General features: G+C 71.0%; 20 protein-coding genes. 10 read left to right on the top strand and 10 right to left on the bottom strand.

Features of this window, described 5'->3' with window-relative positions; genetic code table 11:
* Nucleotides 1-11 precede the first annotated feature (11 nt).
* The gene (locus AC07A4_RS30965) at nt 12-1178 is read right to left on the bottom strand and encodes an HpcH/HpaI aldolase/citrate lyase family protein (protein ID WP_478604917.1); all 1167 of its coding nucleotides are present in this window, start codon (nt 1176-1178) and stop codon (nt 12-14) included.
* Nucleotides 1179-1510: 332 nt separating this feature from the next.
* On the opposite strand from AC07A4_RS30965, the gene AC07A4_RS30970 reads away from it, so the two are divergent.
* Complete coding sequence (locus tag AC07A4_RS30970; protein WP_478604919.1) at nt 1511-2413, top strand: TerD family protein; 903 nt, start codon at nt 1511-1513, stop codon at nt 2411-2413.
* Nucleotides 2414-2426: 13 nt separating this feature from the next.
* Here AC07A4_RS30970 and AC07A4_RS30975 read toward each other — a convergent pair whose 3' ends face one another.
* The 6 genes from AC07A4_RS30975 to AC07A4_RS31000 all read right to left on the bottom strand — a co-directional run bounded on the left by AC07A4_RS30975 (nt 2427) and on the right by AC07A4_RS31000 (nt 7272).
* Complete coding sequence (locus AC07A4_RS30975; protein WP_478604921.1) at nt 2427-3170, bottom strand: TerD family protein; 744 nt, start codon at nt 3168-3170, stop codon at nt 2427-2429.
* 240 nt (nt 3171-3410) lie between these two features.
* On the bottom strand, nt 3411-4559 hold the full coding sequence (locus AC07A4_RS30980) for a DUF475 domain-containing protein (RefSeq protein ID WP_478604924.1): 1149 nt from the start codon (nt 4557-4559) through the stop codon (nt 3411-3413).
* 128 nt (nt 4560-4687) lie between these two features.
* On the bottom strand, nt 4688-5263 hold the full coding sequence (locus AC07A4_RS30985; RefSeq protein ID WP_478605056.1) for a TerD family protein: 576 nt from the start codon (nt 5261-5263) through the stop codon (nt 4688-4690).
* 149 nt (nt 5264-5412) lie between these two features.
* A complete protein-coding gene (locus AC07A4_RS30990; protein WP_478453818.1) occupies nt 5413-5988 on the bottom strand; it encodes a TerD family protein in 576 nt (191 codons plus the stop codon).
* 161 nt (nt 5989-6149) lie between these two features.
* A complete protein-coding gene (locus AC07A4_RS30995; RefSeq protein ID WP_478604927.1) occupies nt 6150-6608 on the bottom strand; it encodes a peroxiredoxin in 459 nt (152 codons plus the stop codon).
* A 232-nt stretch (nt 6609-6840) separates the two neighbouring features.
* Entirely contained in the window at nt 6841-7272 is a 432-nt protein-coding gene (locus tag AC07A4_RS31000; RefSeq protein ID WP_058845858.1) for a DUF3052 domain-containing protein, read from the bottom strand.
* A gap of 450 nt (nt 7273-7722) precedes the next feature.
* Here AC07A4_RS31000 and aceE point away from each other — a divergent pair, with 450 nt between their 5' ends.
* Entirely contained in the window at nt 7723-10470 is a 2748-nt protein-coding gene (gene aceE, locus AC07A4_RS31005) for a pyruvate dehydrogenase (acetyl-transferring), homodimeric type (protein WP_478604929.1), read from the top strand.
* A gap of 82 nt (nt 10471-10552) precedes the next feature.
* Nucleotides 10553-11560, top strand: a complete 1008-nt coding sequence (locus AC07A4_RS31010) for a potassium channel family protein (RefSeq protein ID WP_478604932.1) — start codon at nt 10553-10555, stop codon at nt 11558-11560.
* Nucleotides 11561-11594: 34 nt separating this feature from the next.
* Here the strand turns inward: AC07A4_RS31010 and AC07A4_RS31015 are convergent, their stop codons facing one another.
* Nucleotides 11595-12008 carry a peptidase inhibitor family I36 protein gene (locus AC07A4_RS31015; protein WP_478604935.1) on the bottom strand — a complete coding sequence of 138 codons (414 nt, stop codon included), beginning with the start codon at nt 12006-12008 and terminating at the stop codon, nt 11595-11597.
* Nucleotides 12009-12649: 641 nt separating this feature from the next.
* Here AC07A4_RS31015 and AC07A4_RS31020 point away from each other — a divergent pair.
* Both AC07A4_RS31020 and AC07A4_RS31025 read left to right on the top strand, forming a co-directional pair.
* Complete coding sequence (locus AC07A4_RS31020; RefSeq protein WP_478604938.1) at nt 12650-13861, top strand: alpha/beta hydrolase; 1212 nt, start codon at nt 12650-12652, stop codon at nt 13859-13861.
* Nucleotides 13862-13927: 66 nt separating this feature from the next.
* The gene (locus tag AC07A4_RS31025; RefSeq protein WP_478605058.1) at nt 13928-14809 is read left to right on the top strand and encodes a DUF4429 domain-containing protein; all 882 of its coding nucleotides are present in this window, start codon (nt 13928-13930) and stop codon (nt 14807-14809) included.
* A 41-nt stretch (nt 14810-14850) separates the two neighbouring features.
* Here AC07A4_RS31025 and AC07A4_RS31030 read toward each other — a convergent pair whose 3' ends face one another.
* Nucleotides 14851-15300: a MerR family transcriptional regulator gene (locus AC07A4_RS31030; RefSeq protein ID WP_478604940.1), complete on the bottom strand. Its 450-nt coding sequence runs from the start codon at nt 15298-15300 to the stop codon at nt 14851-14853.
* 108 nt (nt 15301-15408) lie between these two features.
* Here AC07A4_RS31030 and AC07A4_RS31035 point away from each other — a divergent pair, with 108 nt between their 5' ends.
* Entirely contained in the window at nt 15409-16224 is an 816-nt protein-coding gene (locus AC07A4_RS31035; protein ID WP_478604943.1) for a serine hydrolase domain-containing protein, read from the top strand.
* Between the two features lie 158 nt (nt 16225-16382).
* Here AC07A4_RS31035 and AC07A4_RS31040 read toward each other — a convergent pair whose 3' ends face one another.
* The gene (locus AC07A4_RS31040) at nt 16383-17039 is read right to left on the bottom strand and encodes a pirin family protein (RefSeq protein ID WP_478604945.1); all 657 of its coding nucleotides are present in this window, start codon (nt 17037-17039) and stop codon (nt 16383-16385) included.
* Between the two features lie 58 nt (nt 17040-17097).
* Here AC07A4_RS31040 and AC07A4_RS31045 point away from each other — a divergent pair, with 58 nt between their 5' ends.
* From AC07A4_RS31045 to AC07A4_RS31060, 4 genes are all read left to right on the top strand, one after another.
* On the top strand, nt 17098-18324 hold the full coding sequence (locus tag AC07A4_RS31045; RefSeq protein ID WP_478604947.1) for a PucR family transcriptional regulator: 1227 nt from the start codon (nt 17098-17100) through the stop codon (nt 18322-18324).
* A gap of 89 nt (nt 18325-18413) precedes the next feature.
* Nucleotides 18414-19352 carry an ACP S-malonyltransferase gene (locus AC07A4_RS31050; protein WP_478604950.1) on the top strand — a complete coding sequence of 313 codons (939 nt, stop codon included), beginning with the start codon at nt 18414-18416 and terminating at the stop codon, nt 19350-19352.
* Nucleotides 19353-19366: 14 nt separating this feature from the next.
* Nucleotides 19367-20398 (top strand): beta-ketoacyl-ACP synthase 3, encoded by a 1032-nt coding sequence (locus tag AC07A4_RS31055; protein ID WP_478604952.1) that lies wholly within the window; start codon nt 19367-19369, stop codon nt 20396-20398.
* Between the two features lie 70 nt (nt 20399-20468).
* Entirely contained in the window at nt 20469-20717 is a 249-nt protein-coding gene (locus AC07A4_RS31060; protein ID WP_030358543.1) for an acyl carrier protein, read from the top strand.

The following is a 20717-nucleotide window of genomic DNA, read 5'->3' on the forward strand; positions in this document are numbered from 1 at the left end:
CACATCGTCCATCAAGCGGGCAGCCCCGCCGTGAGCAGCTCCACGAAGCCGACGTCCTCGCGCGCGACGCCGAAGGCCTCGGCGCGGCGCAGGGTCCGCTCGGCCCAGGCGCGGTGCGGCTTCACCTCGTTCATCTTGTTCGTGTACGCGGACCGCAGGACTCCGCCGCCGTCCCGCTCGGGGCGCAGGATGTCCTGCGCGTCGCTGTACTCCTCGTGGCTGACCACGGAGAGCGCGTGCACGGGTGGCACGTGTGAGGGGTGGATGCAGGTCTTGCCGAGCAGGCCGTTGGCCCGGTCCAGCTCGATCTCGCGCAGGAGGCCGTCCAGGTCGTGCTCGATGAGGGCCTGGCGCAGTTCCTCGGCGCGGACCTGGAGGAAGGGGCTCTGCCGCAGCTGCGGCTTGAACATCCGCTCCTGGACGCGGAAGTACTCCCACACCGGGCCGGTCACGACGAAGCCGGTGCCGTCGGCGCGGCCGAGGTGGTTCACGACGTCGGCGATGACGGAGGCGACGATCTGGACGTCGTACGCCGTCATGTGCGGGGGTCTGCGCAGGCCGTACGCCGAGCAGAAGTCGGTGACGCCGAGGCGCAGGGCGAGCACCCGGTCGCGGTACTTGTCGACGGTGCGGGCGATCCCGCTGATCGTCTCGGCGCGGCTCTCCAGGTAGAGCAGCTGCGGCGACTCCAGGACGGGCATCGCGAACAGGCGCCGCCCGGAGGCCGCCTCGGCGACGCCGAGCGCCTCCAGGAACGGCACGCCGCGTTCCTCGGTGAACTTCGGCAGTACGAATCCGGACAGGAGCCGGATCGCGGGGCCGAGCCTGCGGGCCAGGTCGGTGATCTGTTCGGCGCTGCGGACCCGGATGAAGAGCAGCGGCGGCTCGGTGCCGGGGCGGCCCGCGAGATCCACGAAGTGGCGGACCAGGTTCTCCTCGGCGTCGACGACCTCGGTGTCGTCGATGGAGTCCTCCAGGCAGATGACCATCGAGATCACGCCACGCCCGGCCTGCTTCAGGATGTCGTCGGCGAGGCGCGGCCGGGTGGCCGGGCTGTAGAGCGTGGCGCCGAGCGCGGCCGCGATGAGCTGCGGCGGGGAGTCCGCGGTGAAGGCACACGGCTCCCGGTGGAAGAGGCGCTCTCGCACCTCTGGGGCTATGTGCCCGAAGTGACGCATGGGGTTCCCCTGGGATTCTCCTGGTATGGGCGTATCGCGCACGCGATCCGAAGCGATGTGGCCGGTAATAGTACGTAAGAGCGGGTGTCCAGGGTTCCCTCCGGTCGTGAAATTCAGGTAACCCGGCCATGTCGCACACGTCTGCACCACACCGGCACAGTCGCATGTCATAGGACAAAGGGGACGCGGTGCGGGCGGACCGCGCGGATGTCCGAAAGAATTCGGTCGGCGGGCGACGCCTGGCCGACGCCGGTCCGGGGAAGGCCGGAGTCGAGGGGTGGGCCACGGGCCCCGCGTTGTCCCGGCCCGGACGAGGAAGGCAGGATGACGGCATGACGCACGCGATGTTGAAGGGGTCGAACGTCCCGCTGGACGCCACCGCGGTCCGCGCGGTCCTGCGCTGGACGCTGAGCCAGGGCTCCCCCGTCGTCGACGCGTCGGCGCTGCTGCTCGGCACCGACGGCCGGGTGCGCTCCGACGAGGACTTCGTCTTCTACAACCAGCCGCGCCACCCCTCCGGGAAGGTCTGGCGCCTGGGCCAGAAGCGCGTCACGGAGGGCACCACCGTCTGTCTGACCGACACCGTCCAGGCGGACCTCACGGGCCTCGACCCGGCCGTCGACCGCGTGCTCCTGGTCGCCTCCGCCGAGGACGTGCCCTTCGAGCGCGTACGGGGCCTGCGGATCCTCCTGTACGACGCTTCGGCGGCCGCCGCCGAGCCGCTCGCGTACTTCGACGTCACCCCGCAGACCGGCGCCGAGACCGCGCTGATCTGCGGTGAGCTCTACCGCCGCGGCGAGGGCTGGAAGTTCCGCGCCCTCGGCGAGGGCTACTCCAACGGCCTGGTGGGCCTCGCCACCGACTTCGGCATCTCCGTGGACGAGTCCGAGGCCGTGCCCGAGCCGAGCCCGGACGCCTCACTGCCCCGGCAGCCCGAGGCCCCCCGGCCGACTGGGGCCCCGCCGGGGCCCCAGCCCTCCGCAGCGCCCTCCGCCGCCTACCCGGTCGCGCCGCCGCAGCCCTCGATGGCCCCGCAGCCCGCGTACGGCTACCCGCCGGAGCCGCCGCGCTACCCCGCGCCGCAGCCCGCCTACGGCTATCCGCAGCCCGCCGCCCCTGGCACCACCCAGCCCCCCGTGCCCGCGTACGGCTATCCGCACCCGGTCGCGCCCGCGCCCGTGCCCGACCCGAACTTCCGGCTGCCCCCGCAGGGGCCCCAGTTCCTGACGCGCTGAGCGGGGGCGGCGCTCAGCCGCCGCCCACCTTCGTCTTGTAGCCGCGCCCCCACTGCAGTCCCCAGCCATACAGCCGGTCGAGCTCGGCCTGGAAGCCGTAGACGAACCGCACCTCGCGGCGCACGATCAGCTCGTCCTTGACGTTCTCGATCAGGACCACGGCGCAGGAGCGGGCCTGCGGCGCCCGCTCGTCCAGGTCGATCTCGATGCGCGGGCCGTTGCTCGGGTAGAGCGTGACCTTGGCGTGGGTGCGGTCGAAGGCCGGAGTCTGGTCGTAGATGTAGACGAACACCAGGAGCCGCTTGATCGCCTCGCGGTGGTCGAGGTTGACGTAGAGCGTCTCGCCGGTGCCCGAGCCGAACCGGTCGTCGCCGCTGCCCTTGACGTACGGCGGTGAGTTGAGGCTCCCGAAGAAGTGGCCGAGGGGCTGCACCACGCCCTTGGCGCCGTCGGTGAGCTCGTACAGACAGCCCAGGTCGAGGTCCACGTTGACCATGCTCTGGGTGTGCGCCTGCACCGGCTCCGGCTGGAACATCCGCAGCGGGTGGCGCAGCAGACCGCCGCCGGCGCGCTTCCTCCCGAGGAGGTCGGAGGTCCGCATCTGCCAGGAGAGGTTGACGCGGAGGTTGCCGGTGGCCGCGTCCTGTTTGGAAAGGGACACCGCCGGATGCCGCTTGGTCAGCTCGATGGCGTTGGCGGCGGAACCCGCCGCGAAGTCCATCGCCCGCCCGGGCCGCAAACCGTCGAAGAAACCCATGCACACACCCCCCACACCCTGCCCCGCTCACCGGTTGCCCTCACTGCGGGGCGGCCCGCGGGCCGCGGGCCCCAACTGCCGCCCCGCACAAGAGGTTTCCTCGCCGGAGCGGCTGTCACACGTCGCTTCCAGTGATCCGGATCTCACCGTACGGCAGCGCCCGTACGCCACTGGCGGCGCCCCCGTGCAGGGGACGCCGCCAGTGCGGTGCTCGTGGTGCGGGCCTGGGCCCGGGAGCCGTCAGACGCCGGAGGAGACCTCAGTCTTCTCGTCCGAGCCCGAGCCCTTTCCCTCGGCCGCCGCCAGTGCCCGGTTGCGGCGCACGGACGACCAGAAGGAGGCGCCGATGAGGAGCACGCCGATCGAGCCGGTGATCAGTTCGGGGATCTCGTACTGGATCGTGATGAGCAGCACCGCGGCGAGGGCGCCGATGGCGTAGTGCGCGCCGTGCTCCAGGTACACGTAGTCGTCGAGGGTGCCCTGGCGGACCAGGTAGACGGTGAGCGACCGGACGTACATCGCGCCGATGCCGAGGCCGAGCGCCATCAGGACGATGTCGTTGGTGACCGCGAAGGCGCCGATGACGCCGTCGAAGGAGAACGACGCGTCCAGGACCTCCAGGTAGAGGAACATGAAGAACGCGGCCTTGCCGGCGAGCTGGATCGCGGAGACCTGCTTGCCCTTGGCCCTGGCCTCCTCCTCGGCCTCGTGCTCGCGCTCCTCCTCTTCCTCCAGCTTGTCCTCGAAGTAGCTGGAGAGGCCGCCGACCACGAGATACGTGATGAGGCCCGCGACTCCGGAGATCAGGACGGTCTCCGCCTTGTCGGCGTGGCTGCCGCCGTGCTGGTGCGCGTTCTTGGCGAAGGTCATCGCGGAGACGAGCAGCACGACGAGCGCGATGCACACCGACAGCATGTCGACCTTGCCGAGCTTGGCCAGCGGGCGCTCCAGCCAGCCGAGCCACTTGATGTCCCGGTCCTCGAAGACGAAGTCAAGGAAGATCATCAGCAGGAACATGCCACCGAAGGCGGCGATCGACGGGTGCGCGTCCGTGACCAGCTGCTGGTACTGGTCCTTGTCGTTGAGCGCGAGCTTGACCGCCTCGATCGGGCCCATACTCGCGCTGACCGCGACGATCACGACCGGGAAGACGAGGCGCATGCCGAACACGGCGATGAGGATGCCGATCGTGAGGAAGATCTTCTGCCAGAAGGCATTCATCTTCTTCAGGATTCCGGCGTTGACCACCGCGTTGTCGAAGGACAGCGAGATCTCGAGGACGGACAGGATCGCCACGATGCCGAACGCGGTCCACCCCCCGAAGAGCACCGCTGCGACCAGGCCGAGCGCAGTGACTGCGAACGACCAGCCGAAGGTTTTCAGTACCACTGGCTACCCCATCGTGTATGTACGGGTCTCCCCCGCGCCGTCCCCGGCAGCTTCCGCTTCCCGGGGGCTTCCCGGGAACCCCGGCGGACTGACCTCGTCAGCCGTTTGGGGAACCCGGGCAGAGTCCTTTAGGAAACATTGACTCCGAAGTCTAGAGCGATGCCCCGCAGACCGGACGCGTACCCCTGGCCGACGGCGCGGAACTTCCACTCGCCGCCGTAGCGATACACCTCGCCGAAGATCATCGCGGTCTCCGTGGACGCGTCCTCGCTGAGGTCGTAGCGCGCGAGCTCCTGGCCGTCGGCCTGGTTGACCACGCGGATGAACGCGTTGCTGACTTGGCCGAATGTCTGTCCCCGGTTGTCGGCCTCGTGGATCGAGACGGGGAAGACGATCTTGTCGCAGTGGGCCGGGACCTTCGACAGGTCCAGGAGCAGGGACTCGTCGTCCCCGTCGCCCTCGCCGGTGAGGTTGTCGCCGGTGTGTTCGACGGACTCGTCCGGGCTCTTCAGGTTGTTGTAGAAGACGAACCACTCGTCGCCGAGGACGCGGCCCGACTGGCACATCAGGGCACTGGCGTCGAGGTCGAACGGGGCTCCGGTGGTGGAGCGCGCGTCCCAGCCGAGGCCGACCATCACCTGCGTGAGGTCGGGTGCGGCCTTGGAGAGGGAGACGTTTCCTCCCTTGGCGAGCGTGACGCCCATGATCGTGTCCTCCCCGGGGTGGTGCTGGGCGTTGGGCCGCCGCCCGCGCGGGCCCGGCGGCCGGGGCGGGGCGGCGGTGGTGCCGAGCACGTCCGGCGCCGCACCCTTCGAGTGCGGCGCCGGACGGCTCGTACTGCGGACTGCTCGGCTCAGACGTTGACGCCGAAGTCCTGCGCGATGCCGCGCAGGCCCGAGGCATAGCCCTGGCCGACGGCGCGGAACTTCCACTCCGCGCCGTGGCGGTAGAGCTCGCCGAAGACCATGGCCGTCTCCGTGGAGGCGTCCTCGGAGAGGTCGTACCGGGCGATCTCCGCGCCGCCCGCCTGGTTCACGACGCGGATGAACGCGTTGCGGACCTGGCCGAACGACTGCTGGCGGTTCTCGGCGTCGTAGATCGAGACCGGGAAGACGATCTTCTCGATGTCGGCCGGAACGCCGGCGAGGTTGACCTTGATCGCCTCGTCGTCGCCCTCGCCCTCACCGGTGGTGTTGTCACCGGTGTGCTCGACGGAGCCGTCCGGGCTCTTCAGGTTGTTGAAGAACACGAAGTTGGCGTCACTGCTGACCTTGCCCTCGGCGTTCGTCAGAATGGCGCTGGCGTCCAGGTCGAAGTCCGTACCGGTGGTGGTGCGGACGTCCCAGCCGAGGCCGATCAGAACTGCGGTCAGACCGGGCGCCTCCTTGCTCAGAGATACGTTGCCGCCCTTGCTGAGGCTGACTCCCACGAGTCCTCCCAAATTCCGTGTCCAGGGGCGGGGAGCCCCAGTCGTGCTTGCCATCGGATCAACGTGTGGATCCTAGTGACCGGTTCCCGGCCGCCACAGGCTCCGCACCTGAAGAATCCCGGGGTGTCGTCACGGACGCCCGGCCCCGGGTGGCCGGGGGGCTACAGATCGCCGAGGGCCTTGACGTACTCGTTCAGGTCCCGGGCGTCGGGCAGGCCGTTCACGACGGTCCAGCGCACGACGCCCTCCTTGTCGATGATGAAGGTGCCGCGCACCGCGCAGCCCTTGTCCTCGTCGAAGACGCCATAGGCCCGCGAGACCTCGCCGTGCGGCCAGAAGTCGGAGACCAGCGGGTATTCGAGGCCCTCCTGCTCGGCGAAGACGCGCAGGGTGTGGATGGAGTCATTGGAGACGGCGAGCAGCTGGGTGTCGTCGTTGACGAACTTCGGCAGCTCGTCGCGCAGGGCGCACAGCTCGCCGGTGCAGACGCCGGTGAACGCGAACGGGTAGAAGAGCAGCACGACGTTCTTGTGCCCCCGGAAGTCCGCGAGCCGCACGGTCCGCCCGTGATTGTCCTTGAGCTCGAACTCCGGAGCCTTGACGCCGACCTCGATCGCCACGAGGACCCACTTCCCTTCGCTTAGCCCATTGGGGTGCCCTCAGCCTACGGGGGGCCTGCCGGCCCGCTTCCGGGGGCTCCCCCGCGCTCTGCCCCCTGGCGCCCCCCTTGATCGGCCTGCGGCCTCGTCCTCAAACGCCGGACGGGCTGAGTCTTCCGCGTCCGGAGCGCGTGAGGCCCCCCGACGGGACGTCGGGGGGCCTCACGGGTGCCTGCTCAGGGCCTACGGCCGGCTACCTCTTCTTGGCGGCACCCTTGGGCGTGCTGAGCCGGCTGCCGTTCCAGTCCTTGCCCGCGTTGATGCTCTTGGTCTGAGACAGACCCGCGGTGGTGGACGCCTCACCGATCTCGCTGGGCTCGACATATCCGTCGCGGCCCGTCTTCGGTGTCAGGAGCAGGATCGAGCCGCCCTCCTCCATGTACGCGATGGCATCCACCAGCGCATCAGTCAGGTCCCCGTCGTCCTCACGGAACCAGAGCACCACGGCATCAGCCACGTCGTCGTATTCCTCGTCGACGAGCTCCGTGCCGGTAGCCTGCTCGATGGCCTCGCGGAGCTCCTGGTCGACGTCGTCGTCGTAGCCGATCTCCTGGACCACCATGTCGGGCTGGAAACCCAGCCTTACGGCAAGGTTCGTCTCCGCGTGGTCCGCGGTCGCGCTCACGGATTGCCTCCTGATCATGTTTTTGGGAATGCCTTCAGCCACGCGCGTGCGCGGGGCATTGGCCGTAGTCCACACGGGCGGGACGGATCGCGCAAGTACCCGGCCGTCGAGACCGCCGAAACGGTGACGTTCCCGGCCGTGTCACCGCAACTCCCGCCACACCCGTCGGGCCTGGACAGCCCGCGCCTTCACTAGGCGGGATGGGCGTATCGTTGCGATTTGACCGAGCCTACCCCAGGGCTGGCAGCCGTCGTTACGGTTACCTCAGGGTAGAGATGACGTATCCACCACCTGGGTACACGATGGTGAACGTCATACGTACCGGTACAGCGCACGTCCATACGGCACACGCACAGCGCAGTCCACAGTCACAGGCACCTTAAGCCAAGGCAGAGCACGAATCCGTTCGCGCGCACCGCGCGAGAACCGCGACAACAGCGAAGGAACAGCGTGGCTTCCGGATCCGATCGCAACCCGATCATCATTGGCGGTCTCCCCAGCCAGGTCCCGGACTTCGATCCCGAAGAGACCCAGGAATGGCTCGACTCCCTCGACGCCGCCGTCGACGAGCGCGGCCGGGAACGGGCCCGCTACCTGATGCTCCGCCTGATCGAACGCGCGCGGGAGAAGCGCGTCGCCGTGCCGGAGATGCGCAGCACGGACTACGTCAACACGATCGCCACCAAGGACGAGCCGTTCTTCCCCGGCAACGAGGAGATCGAGCGCAAGATCCTGAACGCGACCCGCTGGAACGCGGCCGTGATGGTCTCCCGCGCCCAGCGCCCGGGCATCGGCGTGGGCGGCCACATCGCCACCTTCGCCTCCTCCGCCTCGCTGTACGACGTGGGCTTCAACCACTTCTTCCGCGGCAAGGACGAGGGCGACGGCGGCGACCAGATCTTCTTCCAGGGGCACGCGTCCCCCGGCATCTACGCCCGCGCCTTCCTCCTCGACCGGCTCTCCGAGCGGCAGCTCGACGCCTTCCGGCAGGAGAAGTCCAAGGAGCCCTACGGCCTGTCGTCATATCCGCATCCGCGGCTCATGCCGGACTTCTGGGAGTTCCCCACGGTTTCGATGGGTCTCGGGCCGCTCGGCGCGATCTTCCAGGCCCGTATGAATCGTTATATGGAGGCGCGCGGCATCGCCGACACGACCGCGTCGCACGTATGGGCGTTCCTCGGCGACGGCGAGATGGACGAGCCGGAGTCGCTCGGCCAGCTGTCCCTGGCCGCGCGCGAGGGGCTCGACAACCTCACCTTCGTCGTGAACTGCAACCTCCAGCGCCTGGACGGCCCGGTGCGCGGCAACGGCAAGATCATCCAGGAGCTGGAGTCGATCTTCCGGGGCGCGGGCTGGAACGTCGTCAAGCTGGTGTGGGACCGCAGCTGGGACCCGCTGCTCGCCCAGGACCGCGACGGCGTGCTCGTCAACAAGATGAACACGACGCCCGACGGCCAGTTCCAGACGTACGCCACGGAGACCGGCGCGTACATCCGCGACCACTTCTTCGGTGAGGACCAGCGCCTTCGCGCCATGGTCGAGAACATGACCGACGACCAGATCCTGCACCTGGGGCGCGGCGGTCACGACCACCGGAAGATCTTCTCGGCGTTCTCGGCGGCCAAGGCGCACAAGGGCCAGCCGACGGTGATCCTCGCCAAGACGATCAAGGGCTGGACCCTCGGCCCGAACTTCGAGGGCCGCAACGCGACGCACCAGATGAAGAAGCTGACGGTCGACGACCTCAAGCGCTTCCGGGACCGGCTGCACCTGCCGATCACCGACCGGCAGCTGGAGGACGGCGCGCCGCCGTACTACCACCCGGGCCGCGACTCCGAAGAGATCCAGTACATGCACGACCGCCGCAAGGGCCTCGGCGGATACGTGCCGACCCGGGTCGTGCGCGCCAAGCCGCTCCAGCTGCCGGACGACAAGGCGTACGCGTCCGTGCGGAAGGGCTCCGGCCAGCAGTCCATCGCCACCACCATGGCGTTCGTACGGCTGCTCAAGGACCTGATGCGGGACAAGGAGATCGGCAAGCGCTTCGTGCTGATCGCGCCCGATGAGTACCGCACCTTCGGGATGGACTCGTTCTTCCCGAGCGCGAAGATCTACAACCCGCTCGGCCAGCAGTACGAGGCCGTGGACCGGGACCTGCTGCTCGCGTACAAGGAGTCGCCGACGGGCCAGATGCTGCACGACGGCATCTCCGAGGCGGGCTGCACGGCCTCGCTGATCGCCGCGGGCTCGGCCTACGCCACCCACGGCGAGCCGCTGATCCCGGTGTACGTCTTCTACTCGATGTTCGGCTTCCAGCGGACCGGCGACCAGTTCTGGCAGATGGCCGACCAGCTGTCACGCGGCTTCGTGCTCGGCGCGACCGCCGGGCGCACGACGCTGACCGGCGAGGGGCTCCAGCACGCGGACGGCCACTCGCAGCTGCTCGCCTCGACCAACCCGGGCTGCGTCGCCTACGACCCGGCGTTCGGCTTCGAGATCGCGCACATCGTCAAGGACGGCCTGCGCCGGATGTACGGCGAGAGCGCCGACGGCAAGCCCGGCGAGGACGTCTTCTACTACCTCACCGTCTACAACGAGCCGATCCAGCACCCGGCCGAGCCCGCCGACGTGGACGTCGAGGGCATCCTCAAGGGCATCCACCGCTTCCGGGCCGGCGAGCGGGGCGCGATCCCCGCGCAGATCCTCGCCTCGGGCGTCGCGGTGCCGTGGGCCCTGGAGGCGCAGCGCGTCCTGGCCGACGAGTGGAACGTACGGGCGGACGTCTGGTCGGCGACCTCCTGGAACGAGCTGCGCCGCGAGGCCGTCGAGGTGGAGCGGCACAATCTGCTGCACCCGGAGGAGGAGCAGCGCGTGCCGTACGTGACGCGCAAGCTGTCTGCGGCCGAGGGCCCGTTCGTGGCGGTCTCCGACTGGATGCGCAGCGTGCCGGACCAGATCTCCCGCTGGGTGCCGGGCACCTATCAGTCCCTGGGCGCGGACGGCTTCGGCTTCGCCGACACCCGGGGCGCGGCGCGCCGCTTCTTCCACATCGACACGCAGTCGATCGTGGTCGCGGTGCTCACGGAGCTGGCCCGCGAGGGCAAGGTCGACCGGTCCGCCCTGAAGCAGGCGATCGACCGCTACCAGCTCCTGGACGTCGCGGCGGCCGACCCCGGCGCGGCGGGCGGCGACGCGTGACAGCTGACGCATAACACCTCATCAGTGCGAAGGGCGGTGGCCAAAGGGGCCGCCGCCCTTCGGCCTTTCCTACGATGCGGTCATGACGGAAAAGGCGGTGGGGGCCGCGGCGGCGAAGCGGGCGGGGCGGATGGGGCGGATAGGGCGGGCGATGGGGGCGGGGCGGCCCGTGGAGGCGACCGAGGCGGAAGCCGGGGCGAGGGCTGGGGCAGAGGCTGGAGTGGAGGCTGGAGTGGAAGCCGGGGCGGAGTCGGCTGCGCAGGCCCGCTGGGAGCGCCGGACGCAGCGGCCCCTGCTCGTCCTGGCCGTGGCCTTCGCCGTCGCCTACGCCGTGCCGATAGTCCGGCCCGAGGCGAGCGCGTCGGTGACGCGCGCGTGCACCGGGGTGGAGTGGTTCGTCTGGGGCGCGTTCGCCGCCGACTACCTGGTGCGGCTCGGCCTCGCCGAGCGGCGCGCGCGGTTCGTGCGCACGCACTGGCTCGACCTGTGCGCCGTCGTCCTGCCGATGGTGCAGCCGCTGCGGCTGCTGCGCCTGGTGGCGACGCTGCTCCTCGTCGGGCGGCGGGCGCGGATGGCGTCGCAGATACGGCTGACGACGTATGTCGTGGGCTCGGTGGTGGGGTTGCTGATGTTCGGCTCGCTGGCCGTGCTCTCGGTGGAACGGGAGTCGCCGGAGGGCAACATCAAGACCCTGGGGGACGCCGTGTGGTGGTCCTTCACCACGATGACGACCGTGGGCTACGGCGACCACGCGCCGACGACCGGGCTCGGCCGGGTCCTGGCCGTCGGTCTGATGCTGTCGGGCATCGCGCTCCTCGGTGTGGTCACCGCCAATATCGCGGCCTGGTTCATCGCCCGCTTCGAGAAGGACGACGTGGAGGAGCGGCGCCAGACCGCGGCGATCGAGGCGCTGACGGCGGAGGTGATGGCCCTGCGCGCGCAGGTGAGCGCGCTGTCCGGCCCGAGCGGGCCCTCCGGGGCGGCGGGCGGCACCGCCCCGGAGGCGCCGGTCCTGACGGTGCCGCGACAGGCGTCCGGCGGCGAGCCCGCCACCGGCGCGGAACCGCTGCCGCGGCCGTGCGGGCCCTGAGCCGGGGCCGGCGCCAGCGGGCCGGCCCCCGCCCTCAGCGCTCCCAGATCTTGAACGCTCTGATCTTGTAGGGCGATTCGGGGGCCCAGGTGCCGCCGCCCGGATAGGTGTGGAACTCCGCGGTCTCGGCGCACTCCCGGGACTGGTGGACGGTGACGGGGCGGCCGGTGCGGTTGGCGAGGGCCTGCGCGCTGCTCCCCTCCGGCAGCGCGACGCAGCTCTCGATGTCGACCCCGTCCAGTTCGTACACGTGCCGTTCGCCCTTGAAGCCCGCCTTCTCCCACAGGCAGAGCTCACCGGGTCCGCACGCGCCGAGCCTGCCCGGAGGCGCTGCACCGGCCCGTGCGGAGGCTGTGGTGGCGCCCGCGTGCGTGGTCGTGAGGACCGTCGCGGCGAGCGCGGCCGCGGTGAGCGCCATCAGGGCGGCGGCGGGCATGGTCGTACGCATGTGCATCAACCCCCGTGTCGTTTCGATCACTTGTCGCCACTCTCGGCGGTGAACACCGCAGGCGAAAAGGGGTTCCGGCGCGGCTCACCCGGATAGGCGAAAACCCCCGGAGCACACCCGGAGGGCCCGCGCCCGTACCCCCAGGGGATGCCCCTGACGCCGGGCGCGGTATCCCTGACAGGGGCCCTGGACATGCCCGCCCGCGAACGCCCAGCGGGCGAGGCGCCGTTCGCCGCGCCGGGCGGCGGACGCGACGGGCTCCGAGCCGCGGACGCGACAGGCCCCGCGCGGCGGACGCGACGGACCCCGTCAGCGGGCGCCGCACCTCCCCCTCCCCTCAGCCCCGGCAGGCACGCCCTCAACACCCCACACAAGCCCCCACATTGAGTAACGAGTACGCACCCAGAGTGACGACCCCCACCCCCTCGCCCGCCGGGACCGCCCCCCGCTCACCCCTCCCCGCCCCTCCCCACCCCCCTCCACTCCCCCTCGCGCCCCATGCGCGCCACCCACGCGCCCCTCTACGCAGCGTGACGACAACGCACCACATGTGCCCGCTTTGCCGCAAATACCCATCAGGAAACGTGATCTGCCTCACCCCGTGCACGGTGGGCTTCGCGCTTCTCCTAGGGTGTCCCGCAGTGACTTCCTTCGACTCCTCCCCTCAACTCGGCGTCTGGCGCGCACTGCTCGCGCTCACGGTCGTGTTCGTCATGCTGGCGACCACCGGCTGGACCGCGGTGCGCCAGAACAGAGGCGCCGCATCGCCGCTCGAAGCTTCGCTCGCCGCCTGGGAGCGGGGCCACTTCGACGGCAGGCGCCTGCCCGACCCGTACGCCCCCGCGGACCGGCTCGCGCGGTTCTTCGCCTCGCTCACCAGCCAGCAGCGCGCCCGGCTCGCCGCCCGCTACCCGCTCGCGGTCGGCAACATGAACGGCGCCCCGGTGCGGCTGCGCTACCAGGCCAACCGCGTCGCCCTCAAGCAGGCCCGCGCGATCGAGCGGCGGCGCATGCACGACGACCGCCTCTCCCCCGTGGGCAAGCAGGCGGCGGAGCGCAGGATGAAGCGCTTCGGCGTCATGATGAGCCCCGGGCGCCAGGTCCTGGCCTTCGACCCGATGGGCTCGGGCCGCATGGCCGAGGTCTACGGAGACCTCGACCGGGCGAGCCGCGTCTCGGTCGTCGTCCCCGGAGTCGACACGAACGTCCTCACGTTCGAGCGCACCCAGCGCAAGTACGCGGCCCCCGTGGGCATGGGCAGGGCCCTGTACGGCGCGGAGCGCGCGGCGGACCCCCGCACCCGGACCGCCGTGATCGCCTGGGCCGACTACACCGCGCCCGTCGGCCTCGGCGTGGACGCCGTCACGGCCATGCGGGCCGACGACGGCGCGGTCCGCCTCGACTCCCTGGTCCGCGCCCTGCCGGGGCGGGCGGGCGTGGCCCTGTACTGCCACAGCTACGGCTCGGTGGTGTGCGGCGTCGCGGCCCGGCGCCTGCCCCCGCGGGTCACGGACATCGCGGTCTCGGGCAGCCCCGGGATGCGCGCCGACAACGTGTCCGGCCTCGGCACCCGCGCACGCGTGTGGGCCGCGCGGGACAGCGACGACTGGATCCAGGATGTGCCGCACATGGAACTCGGCGGGATCGGCCACGGCGCCGACCCGGTGTCGGCGGGCTTCGGCGCCCGCGTGGTCTCCGCCGACCGGGCCCGGGGCCACACCGGCTATTTCGAGCCGGGCACGGACAGCCTGCGCAACTTCGCCGAAATCGGCGTCGGCGCGTACGACGCCGTGCGCTGCGCCGAGGGCGACGCCTCCTGCCGCGACGGGATTTCCGGTACGACGGCGGCCTGACGCGCGTAGAAATCGGCGAAACAGCGGCCCGCAGCAGGAGAGACGGAGGAGCGCGTGCCGCATACGATGAGCCGCATGGGTGATGTACTGGCCGGTTTTCACGCCGCCTGGGAGTTCGAGTCCGACTCCGTGCTCATCCGCTTCGAACGGGGGATCCGTACGCCGAAGCTGTTCCAGGCTCTCAGCGAACGCCGCGTCCCCCATGAGGCGATCGCGGGGGTCACACTCACACCGGGCAAGCGCGGCACCACGGTGCTGCACATGGTCCCGAGACCGGGGGCCGATCCACTGATGGAGGCCGCGGCGGGACAGCTCAAGGACGGGAGCGACCCGTACCGCCTGGTGCTGCCCGCGGAGCGGGAGACGCTCGCCGAGTACTACGCGGACGAGCTGCGCGCGCTGCTGCCCGCCGAAGAACCGGGGCCCGCGGACCGCTACCTGGTGGCCCCGCCGGAGGCGCCGCTGCAGTTCAAGGCGTACGACGGGAAGGCGTCCTTCGACGGCAAGGCGGTGGCCTTCCGCTGGTTCTGGACCGGCGCGTCCTCGGCCAAGTGGAAGGCCGGTGACCAGAGCTTCCTGGTCACCGACCTGATCGGGGTCGAGTGGCGCTCGCCGGAGGTCTTCGAGGGGCACCTGCGCCTGCTGCGCCGCGAGACGTCGGTGCCGCAGCCCGCGCAGGCCGACCAGGACCCCGCGGCCGTCGTCTTCGGGCTCGGCTACGGCCCTGTGCACGAGTCACTGCCGTTCGCGGCGGCGGTGCTCGCCGCCGTCAGGACCTCGGGCCCCGCCCCGTCCGGGCCGACGACGACGGCGGCGGCGCCCGCCGTGCGGCGCGACCCCGCCGACATCGCCGAGCGCATCCGGCACCTGGGCGAGCTGCACCAGGCGGGCCTGCTCACGGACGACGAGTTCACGGCGAAGAAGACGGAGCTGCTCGCGGAGCTGTGAGCGGTCAGGGCGCGGAGCTGTGCGGGTTAGGACGTGCGGGTCTAGGGCGTGCGGGTCCCGGCGGCCGCGTCCGCGCCGACGGCGGCCTCCGCCCGCGCCACCGCGTACGAGCCGATCTTGTAGTCGAGCACGGCGAGGGTGTCCTGGAGCTCGGCGACGCGGGCGCGCACGTCGCGCCGGGTCGCCTCCAGGAGCTCCTGCCGCTCGGCGAAGGTGTGGTCGCCCGCGCGCACCAGCTCCGCGTAGCGCACCATGTCCGCCACCGGCATGCCGGTGCGGCGCAGCTTGCCGACGAAGTCGAGCCAGCGCAGATCGCGGTCGCGGTAGCGGCGCTGGCCCGTGTGCGAGCGGTCGACGTGCGGCATCAGGCCGATCCGCTCGTACCAGCGCAGGGTGTGCGCGGTCAGCCCGGTCGCCTCGACGACCTCGCTGATCGTGTAGTCGCCCGCGGCCGCCGCGGCTTCCACCGGCCTTGTCTCCGTCACCGTCATGGCCCCACGCTAAGTCCTTGGAGCGCACTCCAGGCAACCGGATTCCGCCGGGCCCGCGAGGCCGACCCCGGCCGCGGCCACGGCCGCCGGGCGCTTACGCTCGTACCCATGCAGAGCCTGGCGTTGATCGAGAACTGGCCGGTCCCGACCGCTGCCGCCGCCGTCGTCCGCGCGGACGGCACCGTGGCCGGAAGCAGGGGACCCACCGCGCACCGCTTCGCACTCGCCTCGGTCACCAAACCGCTCGCGGCGTACGCGGCGCTGGTCGCGTACGAAGAGGGCGCGATCGAGCTCGACGAGCCCGCGGGGCCCGAGGGGTCGACCGTGCGGCATCTGCTCGCGCACACCAGCGGGCTCGCGTTCGACGAGCACCAGGTGGCGGCGGCGCCCGGGACGCGGCGGCTGTACTCCAACGCCGGGTTCGAGGTCCTCGGCGACCACATCGCCAAGGCGACGGACATCCCCTTCGGGGACTATCTGCGCCAAGCGGTGCTCGCACCGCTCGGCATGACGTCCACCTCCCTGGAGGGTGCGGGCTCGCCCGCCAAGGACGGCGTGTCCACCGTGGACGACCTCGTGCGGTTCGCCGCGGAGGTGCAGGCTCCTAGGCTGCTCGACCCCCGGACCGTGGCCATGGCCATGTCCGTGACGTATCCCGGGCTCAAGGGGGTGCTTCCTGGGTACGGGCACCAGAATCCCAATGACTGGGGGCTCGGGTTCGAGATCCGGGACGGGAAGGCTCCGCACTGGACCGGGGCCTCGTCCTCGCCCCGGACCTTCGGGCACTTCGGGCAGGCCGGAACGTTTCTGTGGGTGGATCCGGACGCGGGGGCCGCGTGTGTCGCGCTCACCGATCGGGCGTTTGGGCCGTGGGCGGTTGAGGTGTGGCCGGTGTTCACGGACGCGGTGGTGGCCGAGCTCTGAGGGGCCGCGGGGGTGCCGTGCGGGAGGGATGTTGCCCGGCGGCGGGGTCCGCCCCTGTGCCCGCCCGTTCCGCCCCCTGGGCGGACCAGCCGCCCACAGGAGCGGCGGCCGCGGTGCCCACAGGAGCGGCGGCAGGCGCCCTCAGGGGCGGAGGGCGGTTATGTCATCTCCCAGAGGAGCAGCTCCGCCGGGCCCGCGTACGACACCGCGTCCAAGGTCTGCTCGTCAGTGATGCGTGCCGAGTCGCCCGGGCCCAACTCCTCGTTTCCCAGGGCCACTTCTCCTCGTACGACATGGACGTACACGAAGGGGGACCCTGGGATCGCCGTCCTCTCCCCCGGCGAGAGGCGGCGTACGTGGAGGAGGGCTCCCGCGGCGGGGATCGCGTACGGGGTGGAGTCGGCGATTCCGTGGACGACCTGGTAGGTCGGGGTGCCGCCCGGCTCCCGGGGGGCCAGCCACATCTGGAGGAAGGCCAGGGGCTCGGGGCCCGCGTTGCGCTCCACGTGGCGGACGCCCGCGCCCGCGCTGAGGTGCTGGACGTCGCCGGTCCCGATCACCGACTCGTGCCCGGCGGAGTCGCGGTGGGTGAGCTCGCCCTCGACCACCCACGTGACGATCTCCGTGTGGCTGTGGGGGTGTTCGTCGAAGCCCGAACCGGGGGCGAGGCGCTCCTCGTTGCAGGCGAGTATCGCCCCGAAGCGCAGGTTGTCGGGCTCGTAATAGGGCCCGAAGGAGAACGCGTGGTAGGAGTCGATCCCCGCCCCGGGGTCGCCGCCGGGGTACCGCTCGCCGGAGCGCCGTACATCAATCACGCCCCCACCGTAGACCCGGCCCGGCATGCCGCCGTCCCGATAAGGCAGTCTTGTCCCCGTGCCCGAACCCTCAGCGAACGAAGCCCACCAGGACGCAGGCGCCGGCTCCGCGCGCGGCGGCCGCGCCCACGCGCACGCCGCGACCCTGCGCCGCCTGGAGAAGTCGTCCGGCAGTCTCGCGGCGCAGGCCATCGCGCGCATGGACGAGACGCTGTCCTGGTACCGGGCGATGCCACCGGAGAACCGCTCGTGGATCGGCCTGGTGGCGCAGGCCGGTATCGCCGCGTTCACCGAGTGGTTCCGGCACCCCGACGCCCCGCAGGCGATCTCGACGGACGTCTTCGGCACCGCCCCGCGCGAGCTGACCAGGGCGATCACGCTGCGCCAGACCGTGGAGATGGTGCGCACCACGATCGAGGTGATGGAGTCCGCCATCGACGAGGTGGCGGCCCCCGGCGACGAGGGCGTGCTGCGCGAGGCGCTGCTCGTCTACGCCCGTGAGATCGCCTTCGCCACCGCTCAGGTGTACGCCCAGGCCGCCGAGGCACGCGGTGCCTGGGACGCGCGCCTGGAGTCGCTCGTGGTGAACGCGGTGCTCTCCGGCGAGGCCGACGAGGGCGCCGTCTCGCGCGCCGCCGCGCTCGGCTGGAACTCCCCGGACCATGTGTGCGTGGTGCTCGGCACCGCCCCCGACGGCGACAGCGAGCTCACCGTCGAGGCCATCCGCAGGGCCGCCCGGCACGCCAAGCTCCAGGTCCTCACCGGAGTGCTCGGGACCCGTCTGGTCGTGATCGCGGGCGGCAACGACAACCCCCTGGCCGTGGCCAAGGCCCTGATCGGGCCGTACGCGGCGGGCCCTGTGGTGGCCGGGCCCATCGTGCCCGACCTGCTCGCCGCGACCCGCTCGGCGGGGGCCGCCGCCGCGGGCCTGAAGGCCTGTGCCGCCTGGCAGGACGCGCCGCGCCCGGTCCTCGCGGACGACCTGCTGCCCGAGCGCGCCATGGCGGGAGATCCGGCCGCGCGCGAACAGCTGGTGGAGGAGATCTACAGACCGCTGGAGGAAGCGGGCTCCGCGCTCCTGGAGACCCTCAGTGTCTATCTGGAGCAGGCGAGCAGCCTCGAAGGCGCCGCCCGGATGCTCTTCGTGCATCCCAACACCGTCCGTTACCGGCTTCGACGTGTGACCGACGTCACCGGATGGTCTCCATCGGACGTCCGCTCCGCCTTCACACTGCGGATCGCACTGATCCTGGGACGCCTCGCGGACAGTGATCTCCCCGGTTAAACCCTTGTCGGACCCCTACAATTCCCTTAGCGGTTCTTCGTCCCTGTCCCCACGGGCGGTTCGTACTGTCCACAAGAGAGAGTGTGAGAGTGCTCGTACTCGTCGCTCCCGGCCAAGGCGCTCAGGCGCCCGGCTTCCTGACCCCCTGGCTCGACCTTCCCGGTGCCGCCGACCGCCTCGCCGCGTGGTCGGACGCCATCGGGCTCGACCTCGTTCACTACGGTACGCAGGCGGACGCGGACGCTATCCGTGACACCGCCGTGGCGCAGCCGCTGCTCGTGGCCGCCGGGCTGCTGTCCGCCCAGGCACTGGGTGACATCGCGCCGGGCGCCGTCGCCGGGCACAGCGTGGGTGAGGTCACGGCCGCCGCGTACGCGGGGGTTTTGTCGGAGGACGCGGCACTCGGGTTCGTCCGCAAGCGGGGCCTGGCCATGGCCGACGCCGCCGCGATCACGCGCACCGGCATGGCCGCGCTGCTCGGCGGCGACCCCGAGGTCACCGTGGCGCACCTGGAGAAGCTGGGCCTGACCCCGGCGAACGTGAACGGCGCGGGCCAGATCGTGGCCGCCGGCACCGACGAGCAGCTGGCCGCCCTGGCCGAGGACAAGCCGGAGGGCGTCCGCAAGGTCGTGGCCCTGAAGGTCGCGGGGGCGTTCCACACCCACCACATGGCGCCCGCGGTCGCCGCGCTCGAGGAGGCCGCCAAGGACCTCGAGATCGCCGACCCGCGCCTGACGTACGTCTCGAACCGGGACGGCGAGGTCGTCACCAGCGGCATCGAGGTCGTCTCCCGCCTGGTCGGCCAGGTCGCCAACCCGGTCCGCTGGGACCGGTGCATGGACACCTTCCAGGAGCTCGGTGTCACGGCGCTGATCGAGGTGTGCCCCGGCGGCACGCTGACCGGCATCGCCAAGCGCGCCCTCAAGGGCGTGCGGACGCTGGCCCTGAAGACGCCGGACCAGCTCGACGCCGCCCGTGAGCTCATCGCCGAGACCGCCGCCCACGCCGCCGACGCGGCGGGTGCCTGAGAGGAGCCGGGAGCATGGCGAAGATCAAGCCCAGTCAGGGCGCCCCGTACGCGCGCATCATGGGAGTCGGCGGCTACCGCCCGGTCCGGGTGGTGCCCAACGAGGTGATCCTGGAGAAGATCGACTCCTCTGACGAATGGATTCGCTCCCGCTCCGGCATCGCGACCCGCCACTGGGCCTCCCCCGAGGAGACCGTGGCGGCGATGTCCGTGGAGGCCGCGGGCAAGGCGATCGCCGACGCGGGCATCCAGCCCGAGCAGATCGGCGCGGTGATCGTCTCCACCGTCTCGCACTTCAAGCAGACCCCCGCCATCGCCACGGAGATCGCGGACAAGCTCGGCACGGGTCGGCCCGCCGCCTTCGACATCTCCGCGGGCTGCGCCGGATTCGGCTACGGCCTGACCCTCGCCAAGGGCATGATCATCGATGGCTCGGCGGAGTACGCCCTGGTCATCGGCGTGGAGCGGCTGAGCGACCTGACCGACCTCGAGGACCGCGCGACGGCCTTCCTGTTCGGTGACGGCGCGGGCGCGGTCGTCGTCGGCCCCGCCAAGGAGCCCGCGATCGGCCCGACGGTCTGGGGCTCGGAGGGCGATAAGTCCGAGACCATCAAGCAGACCGTGGCCTGGGACGAGTTCCGCGACGGCGACTCCACCAAGCTGCCCGTCGGCCCCGACGGCGAGGTCAAGTTCCCCGCCATCACCCAGGAGGGCCAGGCGGTCTTCCGCTGGGCCGTGTTCGAGATGGCGAAGGTCGCCAAGGAGGCCCTGGACGCGGCCGGGGTCAGCCCGGACGACCTGGACGTCTTCATTCCGCACCAGGCCAACATGCGGATCATCGACTCGATGGTGAAGACTTTGAAGCTGCCGGAACACGTCACGGTCGCCCGTGACGTGGAGACCACCGGCAACACCTCGGCCGCCTCGATTCCGCTCGCGATGGAGCGGCTCCTGGCGACCGGCGAGGCCAAGAGCGGGGACACCGCTCTCGTCATCGGCTTCGGGGCGGGTCTCGTGTACGCCGCCACGGTCGTTACCCTCCCCTAGGCACCCGTTCGGATCTTCGGATCCGTACGGATGCCGTCACACCCTCTGGATAGATAAGAAGGAGCGCCACATGGCCGCCACTGAGAAGGAGATCGTCGACGGTCTCGCGGAGATCGTCAACGAGATCGCCGGCATCCCGGTCGAGGACGTCCAGCTGGACAAGTCCTTCACCGACGACCTGGACGTCGACTCGCTGTCCATGGTCGAGGTTGTCGTCGCCGCCGAGGAGCGCTTCGACGTCAAGATCCCCGACGACGACGTCAAGAACCTGAAGACGGTCGGCGACGCCACGAAGTACATCCTGGAGCACCAGGCCTGA

Source organism: Streptomyces sp. NPDC043996 (genome assembly GCF_056435225.1).